Source organism: Tardiphaga robiniae (assembly GCF_013359755.1).
GTDB classification, from domain to species: Bacteria; Pseudomonadota; Alphaproteobacteria; order Rhizobiales; family Xanthobacteraceae; genus Tardiphaga; species Tardiphaga robiniae.
The window spans coordinates 59,416-80,432 of the sequence record NZ_JABMCJ010000089.1; the positions used below are offsets into that span (position 1 = coordinate 59,416).

At 60.2% G+C, this 21,017-nt stretch carries 15 protein-coding genes and 2 pseudogenes; 12 read left to right on the forward strand and 5 right to left on the reverse strand.

Annotated features, from left to right (window positions below):
* Nucleotides 1-166: 166 nt before the first annotated feature.
* The 4 genes from HP556_RS19435 (at nucleotide 167) to HP556_RS19450 (ending at nucleotide 5,890) form a co-directional block, all read left to right on the forward strand.
* Complete coding sequence (locus HP556_RS19435) at nucleotides 167-1,906, forward strand: adenylate/guanylate cyclase domain-containing protein (RefSeq protein WP_210269249.1); 1,740 nt, start codon at nucleotides 167-169, stop codon at nucleotides 1,904-1,906.
* An 18-nt stretch (nucleotides 1,907-1,924) separates the two neighbouring features.
* The gene (locus tag HP556_RS19440) at nucleotides 1,925-3,109 is read left to right on the forward strand and encodes a phosphatase PAP2 family protein (RefSeq protein ID WP_175368194.1); all 1,185 of its coding nucleotides are present in this window, start codon (nucleotides 1,925-1,927) and stop codon (nucleotides 3,107-3,109) included.
* A gap of 47 nt (nucleotides 3,110-3,156) precedes the next feature.
* Nucleotides 3,157-5,151: a S8 family serine peptidase gene (locus tag HP556_RS19445; RefSeq protein ID WP_175368195.1), complete on the forward strand. Its 1,995-nt coding sequence runs from the start codon at nucleotides 3,157-3,159 to the stop codon at nucleotides 5,149-5,151.
* Between the two features lie 85 nt (nucleotides 5,152-5,236).
* Nucleotides 5,237-5,890 (forward strand): Crp/Fnr family transcriptional regulator, encoded by a 654-nt coding sequence (locus tag HP556_RS19450; RefSeq protein ID WP_175368196.1) that lies wholly within the window; start codon nucleotides 5,237-5,239, stop codon nucleotides 5,888-5,890.
* Nucleotides 5,891-6,098: 208 nt separating this feature from the next.
* Here HP556_RS19450 and nadC read toward each other — a convergent pair whose 3' ends face one another.
* From nadC to HP556_RS19470, 4 genes are read right to left on the reverse strand one after another with little or no spacing between them, the layout of a single operon-like run.
* Nucleotides 6,099-6,965: a carboxylating nicotinate-nucleotide diphosphorylase gene (gene nadC / locus HP556_RS19455; protein WP_175368197.1), complete on the reverse strand. Its 867-nt coding sequence runs from the start codon at nucleotides 6,963-6,965 to the stop codon at nucleotides 6,099-6,101.
* A gap of 14 nt (nucleotides 6,966-6,979) precedes the next feature.
* Nucleotides 6,980-8,509 (reverse strand): L-aspartate oxidase, encoded by a 1,530-nt coding sequence (locus tag HP556_RS19460; protein WP_175368198.1) that lies wholly within the window; start codon nucleotides 8,507-8,509, stop codon nucleotides 6,980-6,982.
* Entirely contained in the window at nucleotides 8,506-9,489 is a 984-nt protein-coding gene (gene nadA / locus HP556_RS19465) for a quinolinate synthase NadA (RefSeq protein WP_175368199.1), read from the reverse strand. Before nadA ends, HP556_RS19460 begins: the two co-directional genes overlap by 4 nt.
* Nucleotides 9,490-9,541: 52 nt before the next feature.
* Complete coding sequence (locus tag HP556_RS19470; protein ID WP_175368200.1) at nucleotides 9,542-10,531, reverse strand: NUDIX hydrolase; 990 nt, start codon at nucleotides 10,529-10,531, stop codon at nucleotides 9,542-9,544.
* 612 nt (nucleotides 10,532-11,143) lie between these two features.
* Here HP556_RS19470 and HP556_RS19475 point away from each other — a divergent pair.
* The 6 genes and pseudogenes from HP556_RS19475 to HP556_RS19505 form a co-directional block, all read left to right on the forward strand.
* On the forward strand, nucleotides 11,144-12,475 hold the full coding sequence (locus HP556_RS19475) for a tyrosine-type recombinase/integrase (protein ID WP_175368201.1): 1,332 nt from the start codon (nucleotides 11,144-11,146) through the stop codon (nucleotides 12,473-12,475).
* A gap of 515 nt (nucleotides 12,476-12,990) precedes the next feature.
* Nucleotides 12,991-13,392 (forward strand): DUF2840 domain-containing protein, encoded by a 402-nt coding sequence (locus HP556_RS19480; protein ID WP_175368243.1) that lies wholly within the window; start codon nucleotides 12,991-12,993, stop codon nucleotides 13,390-13,392.
* Entirely contained in the window at nucleotides 13,389-13,901 is a 513-nt protein-coding gene (locus HP556_RS19485; RefSeq protein ID WP_175368202.1) for a S26 family signal peptidase, read from the forward strand. Before HP556_RS19480 ends, HP556_RS19485 begins: the two co-directional genes overlap by 4 nt.
* A gap of 269 nt (nucleotides 13,902-14,170) precedes the next feature.
* A complete protein-coding gene (locus tag HP556_RS19490; RefSeq protein ID WP_210269255.1) occupies nucleotides 14,171-14,806 on the forward strand; it encodes a lytic transglycosylase domain-containing protein in 636 nt (211 codons plus the stop codon).
* 775 nt (nucleotides 14,807-15,581) lie between these two features.
* Nucleotides 15,582-16,346 (forward strand): annotated as a pseudogene (locus HP556_RS19500) (type IV secretory system conjugative DNA transfer family protein); the annotation flags it as partial.
* Nucleotides 16,347-16,350: 4 nt separating this feature from the next.
* Nucleotides 16,351-16,583, forward strand: a pseudogene (locus tag HP556_RS19505) (CopG family transcriptional regulator); the annotation flags it as partial.
* A 204-nt stretch (nucleotides 16,584-16,787) separates the two neighbouring features.
* On the opposite strand, the gene HP556_RS19510 reads toward HP556_RS19505, so the two are convergent.
* Entirely contained in the window at nucleotides 16,788-17,705 is a 918-nt protein-coding gene (locus HP556_RS19510; RefSeq protein ID WP_175368204.1) for a LysR substrate-binding domain-containing protein, read from the reverse strand.
* A 132-nt stretch (nucleotides 17,706-17,837) separates the two neighbouring features.
* Between HP556_RS19510 and HP556_RS19515 the strand changes: the two genes are divergently transcribed.
* Nucleotides 17,838-19,478 carry a flavin-containing monooxygenase gene (locus HP556_RS19515; protein ID WP_210269250.1) on the forward strand — a complete coding sequence of 547 codons (1,641 nt, stop codon included), beginning with the start codon at nucleotides 17,838-17,840 and terminating at the stop codon, nucleotides 19,476-19,478.
* Between the two features lie 264 nt (nucleotides 19,479-19,742).
* Nucleotides 19,743-21,005 (forward strand): ABC transporter substrate-binding protein, encoded by a 1,263-nt coding sequence (locus tag HP556_RS19520; protein ID WP_120288860.1) that lies wholly within the window; start codon nucleotides 19,743-19,745, stop codon nucleotides 21,003-21,005.
* Nucleotides 21,006-21,017 lie beyond the last annotated feature (12 nt).

Consider the following 21,017-nt stretch of genomic DNA (forward strand, 5'->3'; position numbering starts at 1 on the left):
TGTTCAAGTCTAGCTAACAAGTTCTTGCGGGAAAAATTGAGTGCGATCCGCCCGTGATACTGAGTTTGTGCGCATTAGTGCACAAGAGTGCAGATCAGAACAGTGACTAGCGTGGCTGATGGCTAGATCAAGCGCTTCACTCGCATTCGAGAATCCGGAATGGGTGGTGCGAACACTGCTCTTCGTGGACGTGGTCGAGTCCGTGCGCTTGATGGAAGAGAACGAGGCCAGCACCGTACAGCGATGGCGTAAACTCGTTAAAACGATAGATGAAGATATCCTGCCGCGGTTCGAGGGGCGGCTTGTAAAGAGCCTTGGGGATGGGCTCCTGATGGAATTCCCTCAATCTCCCCTCGCGGTGAAAGCTGCCTTTGCAGTCCAGAATGCGTGTGCGGTTATCAATGAAGGCGTTCCGCAAGATCAGTATATCCTCGTCCGTGAAGGAGCTCACGTCGGTCATCTTCTTGCCGACGAGCACGATGTTTACGGGGCTGACGTTAACCTTGCAGCCCGACTCACAGGTTTAGCGGGGCCGGGGGAAATTGTTGTATCGGCCGATGTTCGCGACCAACTCGTGCCTGTATTGGATGCCGACGTCGAGGATTTGGGAGCTTGTTACCTTAAACATGTGCATGAACCCGTTCGAGCGTATCGTGTCGGCCCACCAGGGCCGCGACCCGTGATCGAGCCAGGTGCTGTATCAATGCCGAAGTTGCGCGCCACTGTCGCGGTCGTGCCTTTTACTGGGCTGGATGATGGTCCGGAACATCGGGTCATTGGCGAAGTGCTCGCCGACGAAGTCATATCCGCGCTTTCGCGTTCATCGGAGCTGAACGTCATCTCGCGCCTGTCGACGTCTGTCTTTCGCGGGCGGGATAGTTCGGTCGAGGAGATCAGTAGTTATTTGACGGCGAACTACGTTCTGTCGGGCTCTTACCGCAAGGCCGGAAGTAAGTTGCGGGTGAACCTCGAACTGGCATCTTCGTCGAATCTGACGATCGTTTGGTCTGATTCGTTTGTTTGTAGCGCGACAGCTTTGATCAGCGGAAAGGACGGTGCTGTCGCGGGTATTGTGACGGCGGTCAGCTTGGCGATCATGGCGCGCGAGCTTGAACGCGCGCAGTCGCAATCACTCCCGACCGTCGAGAGCTACACGTTGTTGATGGGGGCGATCGCGCTCATGCATCGCCTTTCGGTGCAGGATTTTGACAGGTCGCGTCAGATGCTCCAGGTCCTGACCGAGCGTATGCCCCGCCAGGCCGTACCATGGGCATGGATGGCCAAGTGGCACATATTGCGGGTCCAGCAGGGATGGACCGATGACTGGAGTGCGGATACGCAACTGGCGCTCGATTGCGGGCGGCGAGCGCTGAGTGCCGATCCGCGCTGTTCCCTCGCGCTGGTGGTTATGGGCTTTGCTCATACCAATCTGCTGAAACAATTTGACGTCGCGCAGGAGCAGTATGACCTCGCGCTGCGCGTCAATCCCAACGATGCGATGGCGTGGCTGCTAAAGGGAACGCTTCTTGCCTTCAAGGATGCAGGAAAGTCGGCAGTCGAACACACCGAGCACGCGCTGAAACTGTCGCCGCTGGACCCTCACAGATACTTCTACGATTCCCTGGCCGCAACGGCTGCTCTCTCCGCCGGGCAATACAAGCGCGCCATCGACCTTGCGAACCGTTCGTTGCGCGCAAATCGCACGCATACATCCACGTTTCGCGCGCTGGCGATCGCGCAATGGCAGCTCGGCCTTCAGCAAGAGGCGCGCAGGACGGTGACCGAACTGATGAAACTCGAGCCGGGCCTGACGGTCGCGAAATATCGCGAGCGTCACCCCAGTGGGGGATATGAAACCGGCCGCATCTGGTCGAGCGCATTGCAGGGAGCTGGCGTACCGAATTAGCAGAACGGGAGCAAAAACATGTGCACGATGGGTCCTGAAGGCGGCGCAGGAGGTGCGGGCGGCGCAGGCGGCGCCGGTGGTGCTGGGGGAGCGGGCGGTGCCGGAGGTGCAGGCGGTGCTGGAGCTGGGCCCTACGGCAGTTATGGATCGCCGCTGGTTGCCGATGCACTCGTCAAGCACCGCGACGGTATCGTCGGAAGCTGGCTCGGTCAGACCGTCAATCGGTCGCCACGTGCGCTGGACGACAAGAAGAACCTCGCGCTCTGGGAGCCGTGGGTGCGGGCGGCGGTCATAGACTTCGAACTGCTGTCGCACCTCCATTTTACAAGCCACTCAGAGAAATTCAGCTACAAGCATCAGGGCAAGAACGTCTCCCGGACACCGAGCGAGAAGTCGGTCACGGTCTGGCAGTTCCACGTTCAAACCACAGCGACTGATCCGTCCCCCAAAGCGAAATCGAACCGAATTGCGACTTTGATTCGCCCGCCGGTCGACACTTTCAAAGGCCAGCTGGATTTTCTGGATCAATACGCCGATCTTCGCGAGGATCGTGTTTCGGAAATCGTGACCCAGCTCGGCCCTCAATATGCGTTCTGGAGTTCGGTCGTGAACTTGCATCCGGATCGCACCAAGAAGACGATCGAGCTGCTCGATGCTGCGCTTCGGTTTGCGACCGCGGTGGAAATGCGCATCAAGCATGCTCTGGCGTGCTGGCGACCGTATGAGCTGTCGTCTCAGGTTCAACCAATCATTCTGACACCGGGCCACGGTACATTTCCGAGCGGTCATTCAACCGAAAATCACATGATTGCGCGCATCCTGTGGGAGCTGTACGGGCGCGAACCGAGACTAGGTGAGCAGTTGATGCGACAGGCGGCGCGCATCGCGGTCAACCGCACAGTGGCGGGTGTCCATTTCCCGGTCGACACTGCGGCCGGTCAGGTGCTTGGACTGTCACTTGCCCGCTATTTTATTCTGCGGGCGAAAGGTGGGCCGAGGTTCAACGCTTGGCGTTTTGACGGCGGGCGATACGGAGCTACTCAGGACTTCAATTTCCATGATTTCTATAATCCAGCAAACGGACAGGAAAAGCTGAGCCCCCTGATTGATCCGCCCTATGTCGATTTTCTCGCCTCCACGCCGCCAGCTGTATCACCGATTATGAAGTGGCTGTGGGACGCGGCGCTTGCAGAGGTGAAGTAGCTGCTGGGAAATGGCGGTAGGGCGATCGCATTCGCGAGGTGTGCGTTATGGCAGAACAACGGAAGCGGGTTTCACCTTATCTCGAATGGGCGGTGCTGACGGAGTTCGCTTATCTCCCGGGTGAGTGGTTCTGGGTCTTGCTGGAGCTTGATGGACCAGCAGAAGCCCTTGCCCGTTCCGTTGTGCGCTCGGGGCTAGATCAGTTCCTTCGAATTCCCGCGGTCTATCAGGAGGCGCCACCGTCGCTGAGAGGTGCCGATCTAACATGCTGTATGGCGATTGCGAGACGCGAGGCTCTTTCCGCATTTGTTTCCGGCAAGGTATCGCGCGGCGACGCCAAACAGTTTGCGCCCCTGCTGTCCTCGATCAATCGAATCGAGCTTGGAACGCCGACGACGAATCTGTTCGAGAAGACTGAACCGATCGAGCAGCAGTTGCTCGCCACGAGTCCGTCGCGGCGGGCAATTGTCGCGATCATCGATGACGGATTGGCGTTCGCCCATGAGAGATTCCGCTTTCAGGATGGCCGATCGCGGGTGAAGTATTTCTGGAACCAGGACGATCACACAAATACAGGCATGCCGGCCGGCTTCGGCTGGGGGCGCGAGCTGCAGGAGAACGAGATCAATCAAATTCTGGCGTCCTGCACGCATACGGGATTGCTGGATGAGGATGAGTTCTATCGGTTGGCCGGTCAGAAGCTGGCTGCTCGCCGCGCCAAGCACGGTACGCACGTCATGGACATTGCTTGCGGGCTCGATCCGAAACATGCGGCTCCCGAAGATCCCAGCCTTCCCTATATCATCGGCGTTCAATTGCCGAAGTGGGTGACAGAAGAGACGTCGGGCGCATTCCTGACTCCGAATGTTTACGCCGCCATCTCCTATGTGCTCAGTCGTGCGGATCAGATCTCGGCCGCCGAAGGAACGGGGCCGATCCCTGTGGTCATCAATTTGAGTTATGGGACCATTGCCGGCCCGCACGATGGTACGTCACAGCTGGAAGCTGCGATCGATCAGTTGATAGCGTCACGCACCGCACCGCTCAGGGTCGTTCTGCCAGCCGGAAATCACTATCTGGCGCGATGTCATGCCTTGGTCGAACTGTCTCAGGCATCAAGCCCTGGCCAATCGCCCAAGCGCTTGCGGTGGCGCGTGCAGCCCGACGATAAGGCCAACAGCTTTATGGAGCTGTGGCTGCCCAAACAGGCAACAGAGAAGTCCCAGCCCGAAATCGCCATAAGGATTACCACTCCGACCAACCAGCGCAGTCCTTGGATTGGGGCTAACCAGAACTGGCAGTGGCGCATATCAGGCCAGCTCCGGTTTTTCGCGAAATACTACACTGCAGTCGGGGAGCGATCGCAGATATTCCTTGCTATGGCGCCCACGGCTGATCTCGCAATGCCCTCGCTGACTGCGCCGTCCGGGACATGGCTGATCGAACTCAAAAACAAAGGGGCAGCCACGACAGTCGATGTTTGGGTTCAGCGCGGCGACACGCCATTTGGCTATCCGTTGTCAGGGCGACAATCTCGGCTTGAAGACGAGAATTACGTGCGCTTCGATCTTGCCGGACGACCGGAGCAAGATGACAAGGGCTCCAGCCCGGTCCGGCGAGAAAGTACGATCAACGCATTGGCAACAGGAACGCACGCGATCGTCGTGGGTGCATATCTTCGTAGCGACAAGGCCGTCAGTGAGTATTCGGGGGCCGGAGGGCGCGCGACATCAGGTGGCACGTCCCCCATCCGAAGCCCCGATGTGTCGGCAGTTGGAGACGAGTCGCCAGTGCACAGGAATCTGCTTGCCGCCGGTACACGCAGCGGTTCCGTTGTGACGATGAATGGGACAAGTGTCGCGGCTCCGCAGGTGACACGGTTGATCTCGGAGTTGATGATTTCGCAGCTTGCTTGCGATCGTCCGGACGTACAGCGCATCGCGAAAACAGGAGACACAAAGGCGCCAGGTCCCGGCTCACCATTGGCTGTGCGGATCGGGGCTGGCCGGCTGGATCGGTGCGGACGTCCAAACAGACCTTGATTTGGGACCGGTGCGGAGCACAGGGAACATCGCGGTGTCGAAAGCGAAGGCAGCGAGCTCAGCGAGCCGTCAGGCAGCAATGCGCATGAACGCGATCTTCAGCGACCTCGCGCCCGAGACGGTTGCCCAGCTGTTTCATCGCGCGTCTTTCCAGACCTTCGAACGGGGAGACTACATTTTTCGACGCGGAGACCCTGGGACGTGCCTGTTTGGAGTTGTGGAAGGCTCGGTGAGGATGTGTGCATCCTCTCCTGACGGTAAGAGCGCGGTATTAAATCTGATCGGTGCCGGTCAGACATTTGGCGAGATTGCTGTTTTGGATGGCCTCGACCGAACAACCGATGCAATCGCGAACAGCGATTGTGAAATCTGGGGAATTGCGCGGCGCGATCTGATCCCCCTGGTTAGAGCCGAGCCGGCTTTGGCTGCAAAGTTCATTGACTTGTTATGCGCGCGCCTGAGATGGACGAGCGAGCATCTGGAAGAGGTGATCCTTCACGGTCTCGAGGCTCGTCTTGCCCATATCGTCATAAAGTTTGCGGAGCCGAATGTGCAAATGGATGGACCCCTTGTGGTGAATATGACGCAACAGAGTGTTAGCGAGATGGTGGGCATTTCGCGGGAGCGCGCAAATAAAATCATATCCGCTTGGGCCGATCGCGGCTGGGTTCTGGTCAAGAATCGTACACTTGTCCTTCTCGATACTCAGGCGTTGAAGAACGTCGCCACGCGAAGTTAGAACGTGACGGTGCTTTACCGATCGGATGTGCATTTTTGCGCCGAGCAGTGAAAAGATCTGATGCTTTCGATCTCCCGAGAGAAGCGGGCTAGAGGACGAAGACCGCGCGACGCGGGATCGACGAAGCTACTGGTAAAAAGTTGCAATCGGGATAGTTGCTGAGGCTTTCTGCTGATGTTGAGTTCGACCGCAACAACATCAACCTGACTCACATCTTCAAATCGTCCGGTTTAAAATCGAGCCCGATGTCGAGAACGCCGACGCTATGGGTGAGCCATCCGATCGAGATCAGATCGACGCCGGTCGCAGCGATGTGTGGCGCTGTAGCGGGCGTGATGCGGCCGGAGGCTTCGGTTACCGCCCGACCTGCGACCATCGCGACGGCTTCCGTGAGCGTGGGTGGATCCATATTGTCAAGGAGTACCGCGTCTACACCGTGATCGAGCGCCTCGCGCAGCTGATCGAGCGTGTCGACTTCGAGTTCGATCTTGACCAGATGCCCGACACCGGTTTTCGCCCGCTTCAGCGCCTCGGTTACGCTGCCGGCAATGGCGACGTGATTGTCCTTGATGAGCACGGCATCGTCGAGGCCGAACCGGTGATTGCTGCCACCGCCAACGCGGATCGCATATTTTTCGATGGCGCGCAGCCCTGGCGTTGTCTTGCGCGTGCAGACAATTTTCGTCTGGTAGTCTCGGACCGCTGCAACCACAGAGGCAGTCGCCGTCGCGATTCCGCTCAGGCGGCACAGGAAATTCAATGCGACCCGTTCAGCGGTCAAAATACCTCGCGCGGGGCCGGTGATCGTGGCGATCACGTCGCCGGGCGCCAGGACTGCGCCGTCGTTGCGCTCGATATGCATCTCGATCGCGGGATCGATCAGTTGAAAGGCCAGTCGAGCGAGGTCGAGCCCGGCCACCACGCCGGGCTGGCGCGCAACAAGAAGTGTCGTGGCGCGTCGGCCGGCTGGCACGATCGCATCGGTCGTGAGATCGCCGGCTCGTCCGAGATCTTCAAGCAACGCCATGCGAACCAATGGCTCGATCATGACATGGGGGAGCGGTGAGGGCGTCATGGCGATCCTTTGGGTTAGGCGACGAGTTCCGGGATGTCGTCTCGCGCGGCTTGAAGCGCGTCATCAAGGCGCAGCGTCGAACGCTGTGCCAGACTCGTGTGCTTCGGGAAGTCGGTGCGTGCATGCGCGCCGCGGCTTTCTTGGCGGCGCAAGGCAGCGATCACGATCATCAGGCCGACAATTGCGGGATCGCTCGCAGCTTGCTGCGAGATCGCGAGGGGATAGAGCGCGCGGGCGGCGGCACGCAGGCCTTCGCCATCGCGCAACACGCCTGCGGCACGCGACAGAATAGGGCGCACCGAACTTGGATCGCTGCCTGTTACTCCACCGGGCAACAGTGGCCGCCGCCGCCGGATGGAGGTCGTTGCGGCAATATTCTCGGCAACCCAGCCGCCACACACGGCCGCCTCAAGGAGTGAATTACTGGCAAGCCGGTTTGCGCCGTGCAGGCCAGTGCAGGCAGCTTCGCCGCAGGCCCACAGACCGTCGACGGAGGTCCGCCCGGTCCGGTCGACGAGTATGCCGCCCATGTGGTAGTGCGCAGCGGGACGGACTGGGATTGGCTGCGTAACCGGATCGATTCCTGCATCGCGACAAAGTGCCGTGATGGCCGGGAACCGCCGCGCAAAGTCGAGTCCCTTCACGCCCCTTGCGTCGAGAAAAACCCGATGCCCCGCCGCGATGTGCCGCCAGACGGCACGTGCAACGATATCGCGGGACGCAAGCTCGGCGCCGGGGGCACCGGCCATGAAGCGATCGCCATTTTCGTCGACCAGGATCGCGCCTTCTCCGCGTACGGCCTCACTGATGAGCTTCAGTGGAGAGGACTTGCTGTCGAGCGCCGTCGGATGGAATTGGATAAATTCAAGATCGGCCATGACGGCGCCGGCGCGGGCTGCGAGCGCGAGGCCCTGGCCAAAGGATCCAGCCGGATTCGTCCCATGCAGAAACAGACCTCCGATGCCGCCGGTCGCGATGACGACACGATCGGTGGCAAAGAGCACGGGTCCTCGACCGGTATGGCCAAGAAGACCCACCACTGCATTGTCTTCGACGACCAGGCGCTGTGCCGTGGCTCCCTCGACCACCGTGATCGAAGGCGTCTCGCGAACCCTGCGGACCAGGGCTCGAATAACGTCCCGGCCTGTCGCATCACCCCCGGCATGGACGATCCGGCGGCGCGAATGCGCGGCCTCGAGGCCGAGGATGATCTTGCGGCTGGCATCCCGATCGAAAATGACGCCGAGCCGCGCCAACTGTTCGATCGCGGCGGGCGCTGCGGCGACGATTGAGGCCGCGATGGTTTCGTCGCACAAACCGTCACCCGCGGCGAGTGTGTCTGCCAGATGCAGCGAAGTACTATCATCTGCCCCGATACTGGCAGCGATACCGCCTTGCGCAAGCGCACTCGACGATTCCATGCCCAGCGGCGCGCCGGTCAGGAGCAGCACCGGTTGCGGCGCGAGCGCCAGGGCTGTCATGAGGCCGGCGATGCCACCGCCGATGATGACGGGAGCGCCGTTTGTATCGTGTAATGCTGTCATGTGACGGCCAGCATTCGTTCGACCGCGAGGCGTGCGCGCGCTGCGACACTGTCGTCGATCGTGACCTGGTGCTGCATCGTCTCCAACGCGTGACGGATGTTGCCGAGCGTGATCGTCTTCATGTGCGGACAAAGATTGCACGGACGAATGAATTCGAGGTCCGGGTACTGGATGGCGACATTGTCGCTCATCGAGCATTCCGTCAGAAGCACGACTCGCGGTGGTCGTTTGCTTGCGACGTAGGACGACATGGCGGCCGTCGAGCCGGCGAAATCGGCCTCCGCCAGCACGTCCGGCGGGCATTCCGGGTGCGCCAGTACGACGACACCAGGGTGGTTCTCGCGCAATTGACGCACCTCTTCGGCGCTGAAGCGCTCGTGCACCTCGCAATGACCAGTCCAGGTAATCACTTTAACCTTGGTTTCGGCAGCGATGTTCCTGGCCAGATATTCGTCCGGCAGCATGATCACGCGTTCAACGCCAAGCGACTCGATCACCGCCTTGGCATTGCCCGAGGTGCAGCAGATATCCGACTCGGCCTTCACCGCTGCCGAGGTGTTCACATAAGTCACGATCGGCACGCCAGGATAAGTTTGCCGCAGCAGCCTCACGTCCTCGGGCGTAATGGAGTCGGCAAGCGAGCAGCCGGCGCCGCGATCGGGAATCAGCACGGTCTTCGACGGATTGAGTAATTTGGCCGTCTCGGCCATGAAGTGAACGCCGGCGAGAACGATGACGTCGGCCTCCACATGCATCGCTTCACGCGCCAGCGCGAGGCTGTCGCCGACTATGTCCGCGACGCAGTGGAAGATGTCCGGTGTCTGATAATTGTGGGCAAGGATGACGGCGTTGCGGCTCTTCTTCAACGCGATGATCGCGTCGATATCTTCTGACAGCATCGACCATTCGATCGCGGGGATCGCGTGGCGCACTTTCGCATAGAGATGTTCCGAAGGACGCAGTTCGGGTATCGACAGCATGATATATACTCTCGTTGAGCATATGTTATACTGTAATCGAGTATAAGGCTTGTCAAGCCCCCGAGACGGGAAGTTTGGTTCCGGCGATGGCGCGTTCCGCAAGGACGGCACGGCGAAAGCGGAAGAGTTTTGCCGGACGTCCGCCGGTGTCCTGGCTGGTTTCGCCAGTTTCCTCAACGAGTTCCTGCTGCTCGATCAGGCGGCGGAAATTCGGCTTGTGCACTTGCCGTCCCGCCAGCGCCTCAACACAGCGTTGCAATTGCAGCAGCGTGAATGTGTCCGGCATCAATTCAAATACGACAGGATGGTATTTGATCTTGGCCCTGAGTCTTGCAATTCCAGTGGCGAGAATCCGGCGATGGTCCAGGATCATGGCGTGACCCGGCGTGTTCGATAGAGCCGCATGGTTCGACGTGGATGTTGAGGAACTTCCGCGTGTCGCCTCGGGGATCAGTCTCGCCTCATATAATAGTTCGTACCTCTGCAGAACCAGTTCCTCGTTCCAGCTGTGCTCCTCGAAACCGAAGAGCATCGCGGCGCGCTGCCGACGAGCGCGCTGCGCCGTCCGATCGGATACTGCAGAGGCCCAGGCTTTGAGCCCTGGCTGCAGAGTCTTCTCCATCAGCGGCGGTGGGCCGTCACGATGATCCTCCCAAGGGAAGTAATCATACCAGCCGCGCCATCTGGCTTCGTGTTCGCCGAATGTCGGTTGTTCTCGTGTCAGGCCAAGATAGCTGATCGAGATGACATGCTGCCCAGTGGCGCCAGCGCGATCACGATCCGCAAAGGTGTAGAGTTGTTCGACATAACCGAGCGGCAACCGTGTCTGCCGTTCGACCCAGGCACGTAGCCCCGATTGCAGCGAACGATGGGCGAGTTCGAAAGGCCCGGAGGGCAGGGCGCGCTGATCCTGGATCGTTAGAACACGAGGCTCACCCGAGGTCACGGCTACCAGCACTGCAACAAGATCAGCCGCAATTCCTTGCGGCGATGACTGCGCTGCCAGCGCTGGCCTGGAATTGGGGCTGTCGAGCGGGTCCATGAGCTGGTCTGCTTAAGTGTTCATAGGGACAGGGTGAAAGGCCGCATCGCGAATCCACGCGGATATTTTAGCATGAGGCTGCAACGCGACGCGCACGGCAAGGGCGGGCGCCCTTCACGCTGACCATTCGCTAATTCATGTCGGAATGCAGTCTGACCACAACACCGACTTGCCTGAGCCCGAAAGCGGCAGTTGGGTGGGCGCGGTGGCCGAGTCATTTTTGGCAACCGTGTCGTACCGATGTGCCGCACTGTGCCCCCGCTCTTCTGGGGCACCCCGCAAGGGAATTGGACCGTTAAGTCATTGAATTCGACGAAGACATGGTGGGCGCACAAGGGATCGAACCTTGGACCTCTCCCGTGTGAACCACAATCTGTAGACCCTAGCCAGCCAGCCCTAACCATAGTAAATTTGCATAATGGCCTGTTAATTATGGTGTTTTTGTAGTGTGTGACCATAGTTGACCATGGTGGGCCATAGCACATCTTGTGTGCCCCTGTTGTGCCCCCCCGCGAATTTTCCCTTGGGGCACACAGTCGAGGGAAGGTCTGAGACCCGGTTCTTGCCGGTCCGATCATTCCCGCGTGGGCACAAGACGGAAGGGCAGGGACCGTGGGAGAGCCGATCAACTATTTGACACTGACCGACACGGTCATCCGCGACACGACAATGCCACCGGGCAAGGCGCAGCATTACCTCCACGACGACAAGCTGCCCGGTCTGGCGCTGCGCATGCGCGCGACGGGCGGCCGGACCTGGGTTTACCTGTTCACCAAGCCGGGAGTGAGAGGCACTCAGCGCAAGACCCTCGGGGCCTGGCCAAGGTTCAATGAGCGGGCGGCTCGGAAGGCCGCCACCATCGCCGCTAGTGAGGTGGTCACAGGGGTCGATCCGAACGACGCGAAACGAGAAGCCAAGCGCCGGCAACTGGCCGAGATGCAGCGCACTACGCTGGTGGCCTTGATCAGTGAAGACGGCCCTTATCAGACATCCCTGACCGGACGCCAAGTCGTGAACTGGAGGCCTGCGATGTCGGCGCTGCGGCGCGGTCTCAAGGATCATTTCGATCTCGCCATCGGCGAATTGACGCGCCGGCAAATCATGGCGGCAGTGGACAAGACCGCCAAGACCGGTAAGCGCGGTGCAGCCAGGGACTTGCGCAAGCACACCCACACATTCCTCGAGTGGTGTGTCGGCGAAGGTTACGTCGAGCACAACGTGCTTGCCGGCTATCGCGCGCCGAAAGAGACCCGTGCGCAGAGGGTCGGGCGCCGAACGAAGGGCCGCGCGCTGATGGATGAGGAGATCATCAAGGTCTGGCACGCATCCGGCAAGCTCGGGGCTTTTGGACAATTAGCACGCATGTGCCTGCTCGGCGGTCCGCGCCGCAGCGAGCCAACCATCATTGAGTGGCGAAAGCACATCATGGATGACCGCATCACCTTCGATGCGGCGTGGACCAAGATGGGCCTGCATCACGACGTGCCGCGCACTCATCTCGTTGACGAGGTGCTCACAGCTGCGAAGCATTTCCAGCGCGCAACGTCCGACTACGTCTTCCCGTCACCAAAGACCGGCGGCCAGTTGTCGGGCTTCACCAAGATGGTGAACCGTTTGGTTAAGGAAGCGGGTGTCGCCAGGTTCACCATGCACGATTTGAGGCGCAGCTTGCGCACCGTTATGTCACGGTGCGGCTACGACAACGAAATCCAGCGGTTATGTGTCGGGCAAAAGCCGCGCGGAATCGATCAGGTCTACAATCACGACGAACAGTGGATCATCCGCAAGATGGCGTTCGAAGCTGCTCATGACTACATCGCGCAGTTGGTCGGTGCGCAACGGGTCGGAGGGGTCGTGCGCCTGCAACGGACGAATCCACTTGACCCCATCAAGGCTGAGCTGCTCGGTCGTCTTCGCGAGCATTATGCGGCGGAGGCGTCTTAGTGGCTTTATCGCATCTGGCTAGATAGTCGCGCACCGCATCGACCCGATAGAGCGGGCGACCATCGACATGGCGCCATTTCAGGGGATGGTTCCGATCGCGCCGCCACTGCTCCAGCGCTCCGGGCGTGCGCCGGATGACCGCGGCCGCTTCCAATGCCGTCAAATTCGAGCTGCCCGGCAGCGTATCGATATCGAACGTCGCTGGCGGCGGCATGCCACGTTTCTTGCGAGGGCGCTTCGTGGCACGCGGCATTTTCCCCCTACCTGGCGACGCAAATGCCTCGATCCGAGTCTTTTCGTTCTTGCCGCCCATGCCTCCGCCCCGAACCACCATCGGTCTCAGACAATAAGATCGTAGGCTTCTCCAGCAAGAAAGAAATATAAAGCGCTGGTATGGCTGCTGTGTAGTTGTGGCGTACAAATAGGACGAATCGCCCCCTTTTGCCGCGAAGTTGACGAGCAACTGTGAATCGTAGGGGGCGATCGGCATCCTAATTGTCTGATGGACCTGGCATCTGTGGGGGCACTGTTCGGAGCCGATCCTAGATCGCCGTCGGCGCGTTGTGTCGTTCACACCCGGCAGCATCTTCGCGTTCGTCCGCTGGACCTCAAATGACTTTGGCACGGTCATCTCGCGGATCGACATCTTGCGGGCAGTCGCGGCCGGTCAGCGTTGCACCACGGTGCCCTATGTGAAACCCGGCGGCGAGATTCTGTTGCGGCTGTCGGGCTGGCCCAAGGTCGAGCGGGTGCTGCAACTGATCGATGCGATCGAAGCGCTCAGCATCGATCCCGCGGACGCTGCACCTGATTATTGGCATCACGTCCATAACCGCTTGTCAGTCAACGAAGCTCCACGGACTTACTCAAAATCGCGTCACCAGGCCTGGCTTCACCGGCAGAGGATCGCGCCATGAATGGTCGATTCTCGACGCTCGCAGTCATGCTTGTTGGGGTCGCCGTTCTCGTTGCACCGGTCGTCGCGGAGCCGGTTCCCCTCTACGTGTGGAATGCTTCCGAAAGTGTGCCGCTTGGCCTCTATAGCTTACGGCCCGCTGACAAGCTGCTTGTCACCGAACTCGTCGCCATCAAGCCACCTGAACCGCTGGCGACCTTTCTTGACCTGAACGGCTATCTGCCAGTCGGCATTCCCATGTTGAAGCGCGTGCTGGCGCTTCCGGGGCAAACGGTTTGCAGAAACGGGCTCATAATCTCGGTCGATGCGAGCGACATGGGTGAGGCGCGCGAGCGAGACAGCCGTGGCCGGCCGCTACCGGTCTGGCACGGCTGTCGTGTTGTCGGTGAGGACGAACTCTTTCTCATGAACTGGCAGTCCAAGGACTCGCTGGACGGTCGCTACTTCGGGCCGATCGCGGCATCTGCCATCATCGGCCGTGCATTCCCTGTGTGGACCGGGGAGGAATGAGCGTGCGCATCTCTCTTTCTCGATCTGCCATTCCTCGGTTCGACGGAACGTTGCACCATTCCTCCGTCCCGACCAGAATTCGCAAAGCCGCCGCGCGCAGCGGCGGTCCAGGGCGGCCGCGAGGCCGGCGCGAAGCAGCTTTACCCTGGACGGGCGCGAGCACGGCGGCATGCCTGCGTCGTTTAGGGACGGCAGCTCGCATCGCTGCGATAGTGTTGTCGTTTGCGATTGTGCCGGATGGTGGCACGCTAGCCGACACCACATCAACGATGCATCCGGCGAGTCCCCGACCTGGCGGGTCGTTTGCGAATCTCATCGAAGAGGCCGCACGCCGCTTCGCCGTACTGGGGCATTGGATACGTGCCGTGATGACCGTCGAAAGTGCCGGCGACGCGCGAGCCAGGTCGCCAAAAGGCGCGATGGGGTTGATGCAGCTCATGCCCGAGACCTGGGTAGACCTGCGCGCACGTCACCGTTTCGGCAACAATCCTTACGATCCCCATGACAACATCCTGGCGGGCGCAGCGTACCTCCACGAACTACACGACCGCTACGGCTCGCCCGGTTTCCTCGCGGCGTACAATGCGGGACCAGGCCGCTACGAACAATATCTCGCGGGCCGTCCCTTGCCGGCCGAGACCCGCGCCTATGTGGCTGCGCTCGCTCCGTTGTTGGGCAGCGGTGCACTCGCCGGTCCGATCTCCGTCGCAGTTGGTCATTCAAAGTCATGGACCGAGGCGCCGCTGTTCATCGGGCGACCCGAACGCGCAACCGCTGCCGATCGGGTATCGGCTGAGCGTCGATCGGGCCACGCTCCGGCGACCGGTCCGATGCGCGATCTCTCTGCAATGCTGCCGCCAGCGCGCAGCGTGTTTGTTACTCGATCCAGGGCGGGAGACCTGTAATGACGGGATGTGCAGGCTGGTGCGCCATGGCGTGCTCCGGGATAGAACCGGCGGGAAGGCGAGGGCAGCAGGGAAACACGACAGCGGGACGGCGAGATAAAAGCGGCTCGCCGCTCGAACCACAAGCCATTGGAATGGCTTGGGTTCGGCCGTGCCGGTCGGTCGGGGCGCGTGCCGCGCCTGATGCTTTCGCCAATGAATTCAAGAATGTTTTCGGCACTGTTCGCGATTTCATGTCCGTGGAGCCGTTGCCGTGAGCGCTGGTGACAGCGATTTACGCATCCGGCCTGGCCGCATCCGCGGCACGCGCGCGCCGAGGCCGAAGAGCTTCATTAACCAGGTACTGCGTGCGGCGAAGAAGGCCGGTCCCACCTCCAGTCTCGCGGCTGCGGGGAAGCGCTCCTCAAGCTACGGGCGCTCGACCTTCGGGCGCGGGCGGATCAGTTTTAGCCGCAACCGCCTGTTCAGCCCGGCGCGGCGTGTGGTGGTGAAAGCGCGCGTCGTTCGTCACCGGGGACGATCCTTCCGTTCCGCGCCGCTGACTGGCCATCTCTCGTACCTCAAGCGCGACGGCGTCACTCGTAACAGCGAGAAGGCGGTGATGTTCGATGCCGGTCATGACCGCACTGACGACGCGGCCTTTGCAGATCGCTGCAAGGACGACCGGCATCATTTCCGTTTCATCGTCTCGCCCGAGGACGCCGGCGAGATGACCGATCTCAAAGCCTTCACGCGCGATCTCGCCCGGCAGATGGAAGTCGATCTCGGTACTCGGCTCGCGCTCGGCCGGCTCGACTTCTTAGAATCCGCGCTGGCCTTCATGGCAGGTTACGACATCAAAAGCTTCCTGATCGCGCAGTCGCTGAACCAGATCGAGAAAGCCTACGGGCCCAACAACGCGATCCTCGACAACTGCCATGTCCGCGTCAGCTTTGCCACCAACGACGAGCGCACGGCGAAGCGTGTCTCCGATGCGCTGAGGACAGCAACCGAGATGCGCGCCATGAAGAACTATGCTGGTCACAGGCTGAATCCGTGGCTTGGTCACCTCATGGTCTCGCGGCAGGAGACGGCAAGGCCGCTGCTCACGCCGGGCGAGGTGATGCAGCTCCCGCCCACTGACGAGATCGTCATGGTTGCCGGCACGCCCCCGATCCGGGCGAAGAAAGCTCGCTATTACGAGGATCACCGTTTCACCGAACGGGTGCTGACGCCGCCCGATCCGGCGAAGTCTGGCCGGTCGTCACGGATGGATGGGTGGTCAGCTCTAACGTCGCAGGCACCGGACGCCGTGTTGCTTGGTGAGATCCAGAAGGCGGAACAGGATGCCGCCAATAGCGGCTTGCGTCGCGAACCCGAGCTTCCCGACCATGTCGCCATTGCCAAGGAGGCGACTGATCCGAGGCCTGCGGAAGAGTTTGCCGCTGTGCTCGACGACGAGTCGGACGATGCAGCCCGTCAGGCTCGCATCCTGCACCAGCAGATGCGTGGCATCGCTCGCCAGGTCTCGCTCGACCCGAATGACGGTATGGAGTTGTGAGACCATGCGGGACCGGATGAATGTGTATTTCCCGCCGGACCTTCTGAAGCAGATCGCCGATCTTGCCGACCGCAAGAAGCTTTCCCGATCGGCGATCGTGGAAGCGGCGGTCACCTCGTTTCTGTCTCCGGATGGGGAGGATCGGCGCGAGGCCGCTTCTGGCTGACGATCACGCCGCCCTTGCCGCACGATGCGCAGGCTGCCGCCCAGATCAAGGGTCGCGAGCGGTTTGGCGGCACCTGCTTTTAAAGAGTCTTTTTGTAGTAACGTTGCACAGATAGCGGCTACCACGCCGAGACGATCTGACCAAAATAGCGGCCTCCGTCTTCCGGAGGCATTCGTAACGGGGGACAGACACCGAAAGAACTCACGGCCCGCTTATATCTCGTCAATCCGAGAATTACATACACTTGGCGGCCGCTTCTGGCGCAAAGCGGACGTCTATTGGTCCCGCCAATACCGCCAAGGCGGCGGATCGGGTAGTTTCGTCTTGAGGAAGTCTAAGAAGACCCTGACACGGTTACTTACCAGTCGGCGGCTCTGATACACCGCATAGATGGGATGTTCCTCTGGGCACTGATGTTCCGGAAAGAGCTCGACCAAGCGGCCTTGAGCGAGATCGTCGGCGATTTGGACTTCGACCAATCGCACGATGCCGAGGCCAGCGCGCGCGAACTCGATAAGGATCGAAGCCTGGTTCGAGCGTACACGGCTCTTGACGGCGAGCGGTGTGGACAAGCCATCGGCACCGCGAACGGTCCATGTGCTGGCGGCAATGGACGAATGAAAATTGAGACAGGCGTGGTCCGCTAACTCGTTGGGATGTGACGGCGTGCCGTACTCGGCCAGATAGCTCGGCGACGCACAAATGATCCATCGCGTGCTCGTAAATCGCGTGGCCACGAGCGAGGAGTCATGGAGGTGGCCAACATGAATCGCGACGTCCGTTCCCTCGTCGAGTAGCGGCCCGGGATCGATCCGCAGCTGAAGTTCGACCTGAAGGTCGGGATGCTGCCGGCAGAACTCCGGGAGCTTCTTGGCGAGGATGACCTGCCCGAAGATTGGCATTGAGCGAATGCGCAGGGTTTCGCGACCGAGTTTGCCGCTGAAGATCGTCGCGTCAGCGGCCTCGACGGCTTCGATGGCTGCAAGCGCCGCCCGATAGAAGACCTCTCCCTCCGGCGTCATGACGATGTTGCGGTGCGCACGGCGGAATAGCAGCGCGCCCAACCGTTCTTCCATCCGCGTAATCAGCTTGCTGACTGCGGACGGCGTGATGGCAAGGTTTCGGGCCGCTGCAGAGAAGCTGCCGTCTTCCGCGGCCCTGACGAAAACCTGCATCTCTGTGTAGCGGTTCACGTTTTTCTCTTGTGACGGAAATTCACATCAGGTTTGAACGATAGAGTATGGAAAGCAATCCGGCAAATCTCTAGCCTTCGAGGCAATAGCGCGGCATGCGAAGCCGCACATGAACGAACGGGGAGACGGTCGTTGGCGAGCAATGAGAGCACTGCTTTTGCAGTGAACGAACAATCGAGCCATGCCTGTGACGCGATCATCATCGGCGCCGGATTTTCCGGCCTTTACCAGTTGCACAAATTACGGGACGAACTCGGCCTCGACGTTGTCGTGCTCGAAAAAGGCGATGGCATCGGCGGTACCTGGTTCTGGAACCGCTATCCGGGCGCCCGCTGCGATTCCGAGAGCTATTACTACTGCTACTCCTTCAACAAGGAGATCGAGCAGGAATGGAGCTGGAGCGAGCGTTATCCCGAACATCCGGAGATCCGAAAGTATCTGAATTTCGTCGCCGACAAGCTCGATCTCAAGCCCGATATCCGACTGAACACTGAAGTCACCTCGGCCGCGTTCGATGACGATGCCAATCTCTGGACGGTACAGACGAAGAACGGACAATCCTTTGCCGCTCCATTCCTGATCACGGCAGTGGGCTGTCTCTCGACCGCCAATGTGCCTGATATCAAGGGCCTCGATAGCTTCAAGGGACAATGGTATCATACTGGCCTGTGGCCGCATGAGGGCGTCGATTTCAGCGGCAAGCGTGTGGGCCAGATCGGAACCGGATCGACCGGGATTCAGACCGCACCTGTTATTGCCGAGCAGGCAAAACATCTCACGGTTTTCCAGCGTACGGCAAATTACAGCATTCCGGCGCGTAACGGCCCGGTGACGGCGGACGACATCAAGCATACAAGGGACAATTACGACGAGATCTGGCGGCTGGCACGCGCCGGTACCAACGGACATCCGTTCACGATCTCGACGCGTTCCGCGCTGTCGGTGTCCGATGCGGAGCGGGAGGAGATCTATGAAAAGGCGTGGGAGCGCGGCGGATTGCGCTTCCGTGCATCGTTTTCCGATGTCCTGCAGAATGTCGAGGCAAACCTCACGGCCTCAGACTTCCTCCGCGACAAGATTAAGACCGTCGTCAAGAATCCGGTGGTCGCAGAGATGTTGACGCCACGCGATCATGGATTCGCGACCAAGCGTCCGCCGATCGACAGCGGCTATTTCGAAACGTTCAATCGGGACAATGTGCTGCTGGTGGATCTCAAGGCAGAACCGATCGTCGAGGTGACGGCGAACGGCATCCGCACGACGAAGCAGGACTACGCGCTCGACATCATCGTGTTCGCGACAGGCTTCGACGCACTGACGGGACCACTCGTCAATCTAAACATCAGCGGCAGCCAGGGTATCAAGCTGAAGGATGCCTGGGCGGCCGGCCCGCGCACTTACCTTGGCCTGCAGTCGCCGAAATTCCCGAATCTGTTCACCATCACCGGTCCTGGCAGCCCGTCGGTGTTGTGCAATATGCCGATTGCCATCGAGCAGCATGTAGACTGGATCACCAATTGCATCCGCGACATGCGCGCGAACGGCCAAAAGCGGATCGAGGCCAATACCGACTCGACCGAAAAGTGGGTCGCGCATGTCAACGAAGCCGCGGATGCGACGCTGCTGCCCATGGCAAGTTCGTCCTGGTATCTTGGCGCCAATGTACCGGGCAAGCCGCGTGTCTTCATGCCCTACGCCGGTGGATTGGCGCGCTACACCTCGATCTGTGACGACGTTGCGCAAAGCGGTTATCGCGGCTTCGCGCTGAGCTAACTGCCCATGCCGCGGCCGACGGAGCGAAAGCCGCGGGCAAGAGGAGTCGGCGCCGCAGCATTGGTCCCCGACCTCGCTGCGGCGAATTTACTCGAGGCATTCGGAAAGTCCGTTGGACAGCGCGCCGTTCCTGCTGCACGATCTTCGTATTGCGCTGATCGACCAAAGGACCGAGTGAGGAGAGTAAGTCACCAAGACGACGCTGATCTGGAAATAATAAAATCTGTACCGGCAAAGCCGGACATCAAAATCAGGGAGGGTTCAATGACCAAGACGACCAAGGGCATTTCACGCCGACGCGTCCTCAAGGGCGCTGGCGCCATGGCAGGCCTTGCCGCATTCGGCGCGCCGCATATCGCCGGTGCACAGGCGAAAGTCATCAAGATCGGCCTGCCGACGATCCTGTCGGGACGCGTTGCAATCCTCGGCACGTCCAGTCGGTTTGCAGTCCAGCTCGCTTTCAATCAGATAAACGAAGCCGGCGGCATCAATGGCCGCAAATTCGAAGTGGTCGACCGCGACTCCAAGGGGCGTCCCGACGAAGCCGCCAAGGTCACGCGCGATCTCATCAATAATGACGGTTGCGATATCATCGTCGATGGCGAGGCGTCGTCAGGCAGCTTCGCGGTGCATGAGGTCGTGCGCGATCTCGGCATCCTTTGCCTCCATACCTGCAGCGAAACCTCGTCGCTGACGGCAGACCCCAAGCAGTTCAGCAAGAATGTGTTCAGATGCGCCCGACAGGGCATCCATGATGCCGTCGCAGGTGGTAGCTACGCAGCGAAGATTGCCAAGGAGAAGGGGCTCAAGAAGTGGGCGACCTGTTCGCCCGATTACGCCTATGGCCGCGACAACACCGCGGAATTTCTGCAATACGCCAAGGTGTTCGAGCCGTCGATCGAAGTGGTCGATCAGCTCTGGCCGAAACTGTTTGCGCCCGATTACACCGAGAGCATCACCAAGCTGATGCAGGTGAAGCCGCAGGCGGTCTATTCGGCGCTGTGGGGCGGCGATCTCGTCGCGTTTATCGAGCAGTCGAACCTGTATCGCCTGTTCCAGAACACCGCCTATTTCTCCGGTGGTCTTGGCGATCCGCCGATCCTGACGGCCATCAAGAACCTGCCGCAGGGACTCAACACGGCCTATCGGTATAACAACGGATTTCCGAGTTCACCCGAGAACACCGCCTTCTGCGATGCCTATGTCAAGGTGGCGCCGCACGAGCCGACCAACTGGGCGTGGCAGAACTACGCGGCGTCGCAATTCATTATCGAGGCGCTGCGTCGCACGAACGGCAATACCGACAGTTCTGCGCTGGCGAAGGAAATCTCCGGCATGACGGTGAAGAAGCCGTTTGGCGGTGCCGGCATCACCATGCGTGACAGCGATCATACGATCATCAATTACCCCGTCGCATGGGGCAAGACGGTCAGCAAGTCACCCTGGGTGGTCGATTACGTCGATACGGAATGGTCGAAGATCGTCGAGCTCGAGAAGGAGTGGAAGAAGGAAAAGGGTTACGCCTGAGCTGTCTGCGGG

What these genes read in the sequence shown, in the direction of transcription:
- HP556_RS19440 (WP_175368194.1), top strand. Translation starts at nt 1,925, where the DNA reads ATGTGCACGATGGGTCCTGAAGGCGGCGCAGGAGGTGCGGGCGGCGCA.
- HP556_RS19445 (WP_175368195.1), top strand. Translation starts at nt 3,157, where the DNA reads ATGGCAGAACAACGGAAGCGGGTTTCACCTTATCTCGAATGGGCGGTG.
- HP556_RS19450 (WP_175368196.1), top strand. Translation starts at nt 5,237, where the DNA reads ATGAACGCGATCTTCAGCGACCTCGCGCCCGAGACGGTTGCCCAGCTG.
- nadC (WP_175368197.1), bottom strand. Translation starts at nt 6,965, where the DNA reads ATGACGCCCTCACCGCTCCCCCATGTCATGATCGAGCCATTGGTTCGC.
- HP556_RS19460 (WP_175368198.1), bottom strand. Translation starts at nt 8,509, where the DNA reads ATGACAGCATTACACGATACAAACGGCGCTCCCGTCATCATCGGCGGT.
- nadA (WP_175368199.1), bottom strand. Translation starts at nt 9,489, where the DNA reads ATGCTGTCGATACCCGAACTGCGTCCTTCGGAACATCTCTATGCGAAA.
- HP556_RS19470 (WP_175368200.1), bottom strand. Translation starts at nt 10,531, where the DNA reads ATGGACCCGCTCGACAGCCCCAATTCCAGGCCAGCGCTGGCAGCGCAG.
- HP556_RS19485 (WP_175368202.1), top strand. Translation starts at nt 13,389, where the DNA reads ATGAATGGTCGATTCTCGACGCTCGCAGTCATGCTTGTTGGGGTCGCC.
- HP556_RS19490 (WP_210269255.1), top strand. Translation starts at nt 14,171, where the DNA reads ATGCATCCGGCGAGTCCCCGACCTGGCGGGTCGTTTGCGAATCTCATC.
- HP556_RS19520 (WP_120288860.1), top strand. Translation starts at nt 19,743, where the DNA reads ATGACCAAGACGACCAAGGGCATTTCACGCCGACGCGTCCTCAAGGGC.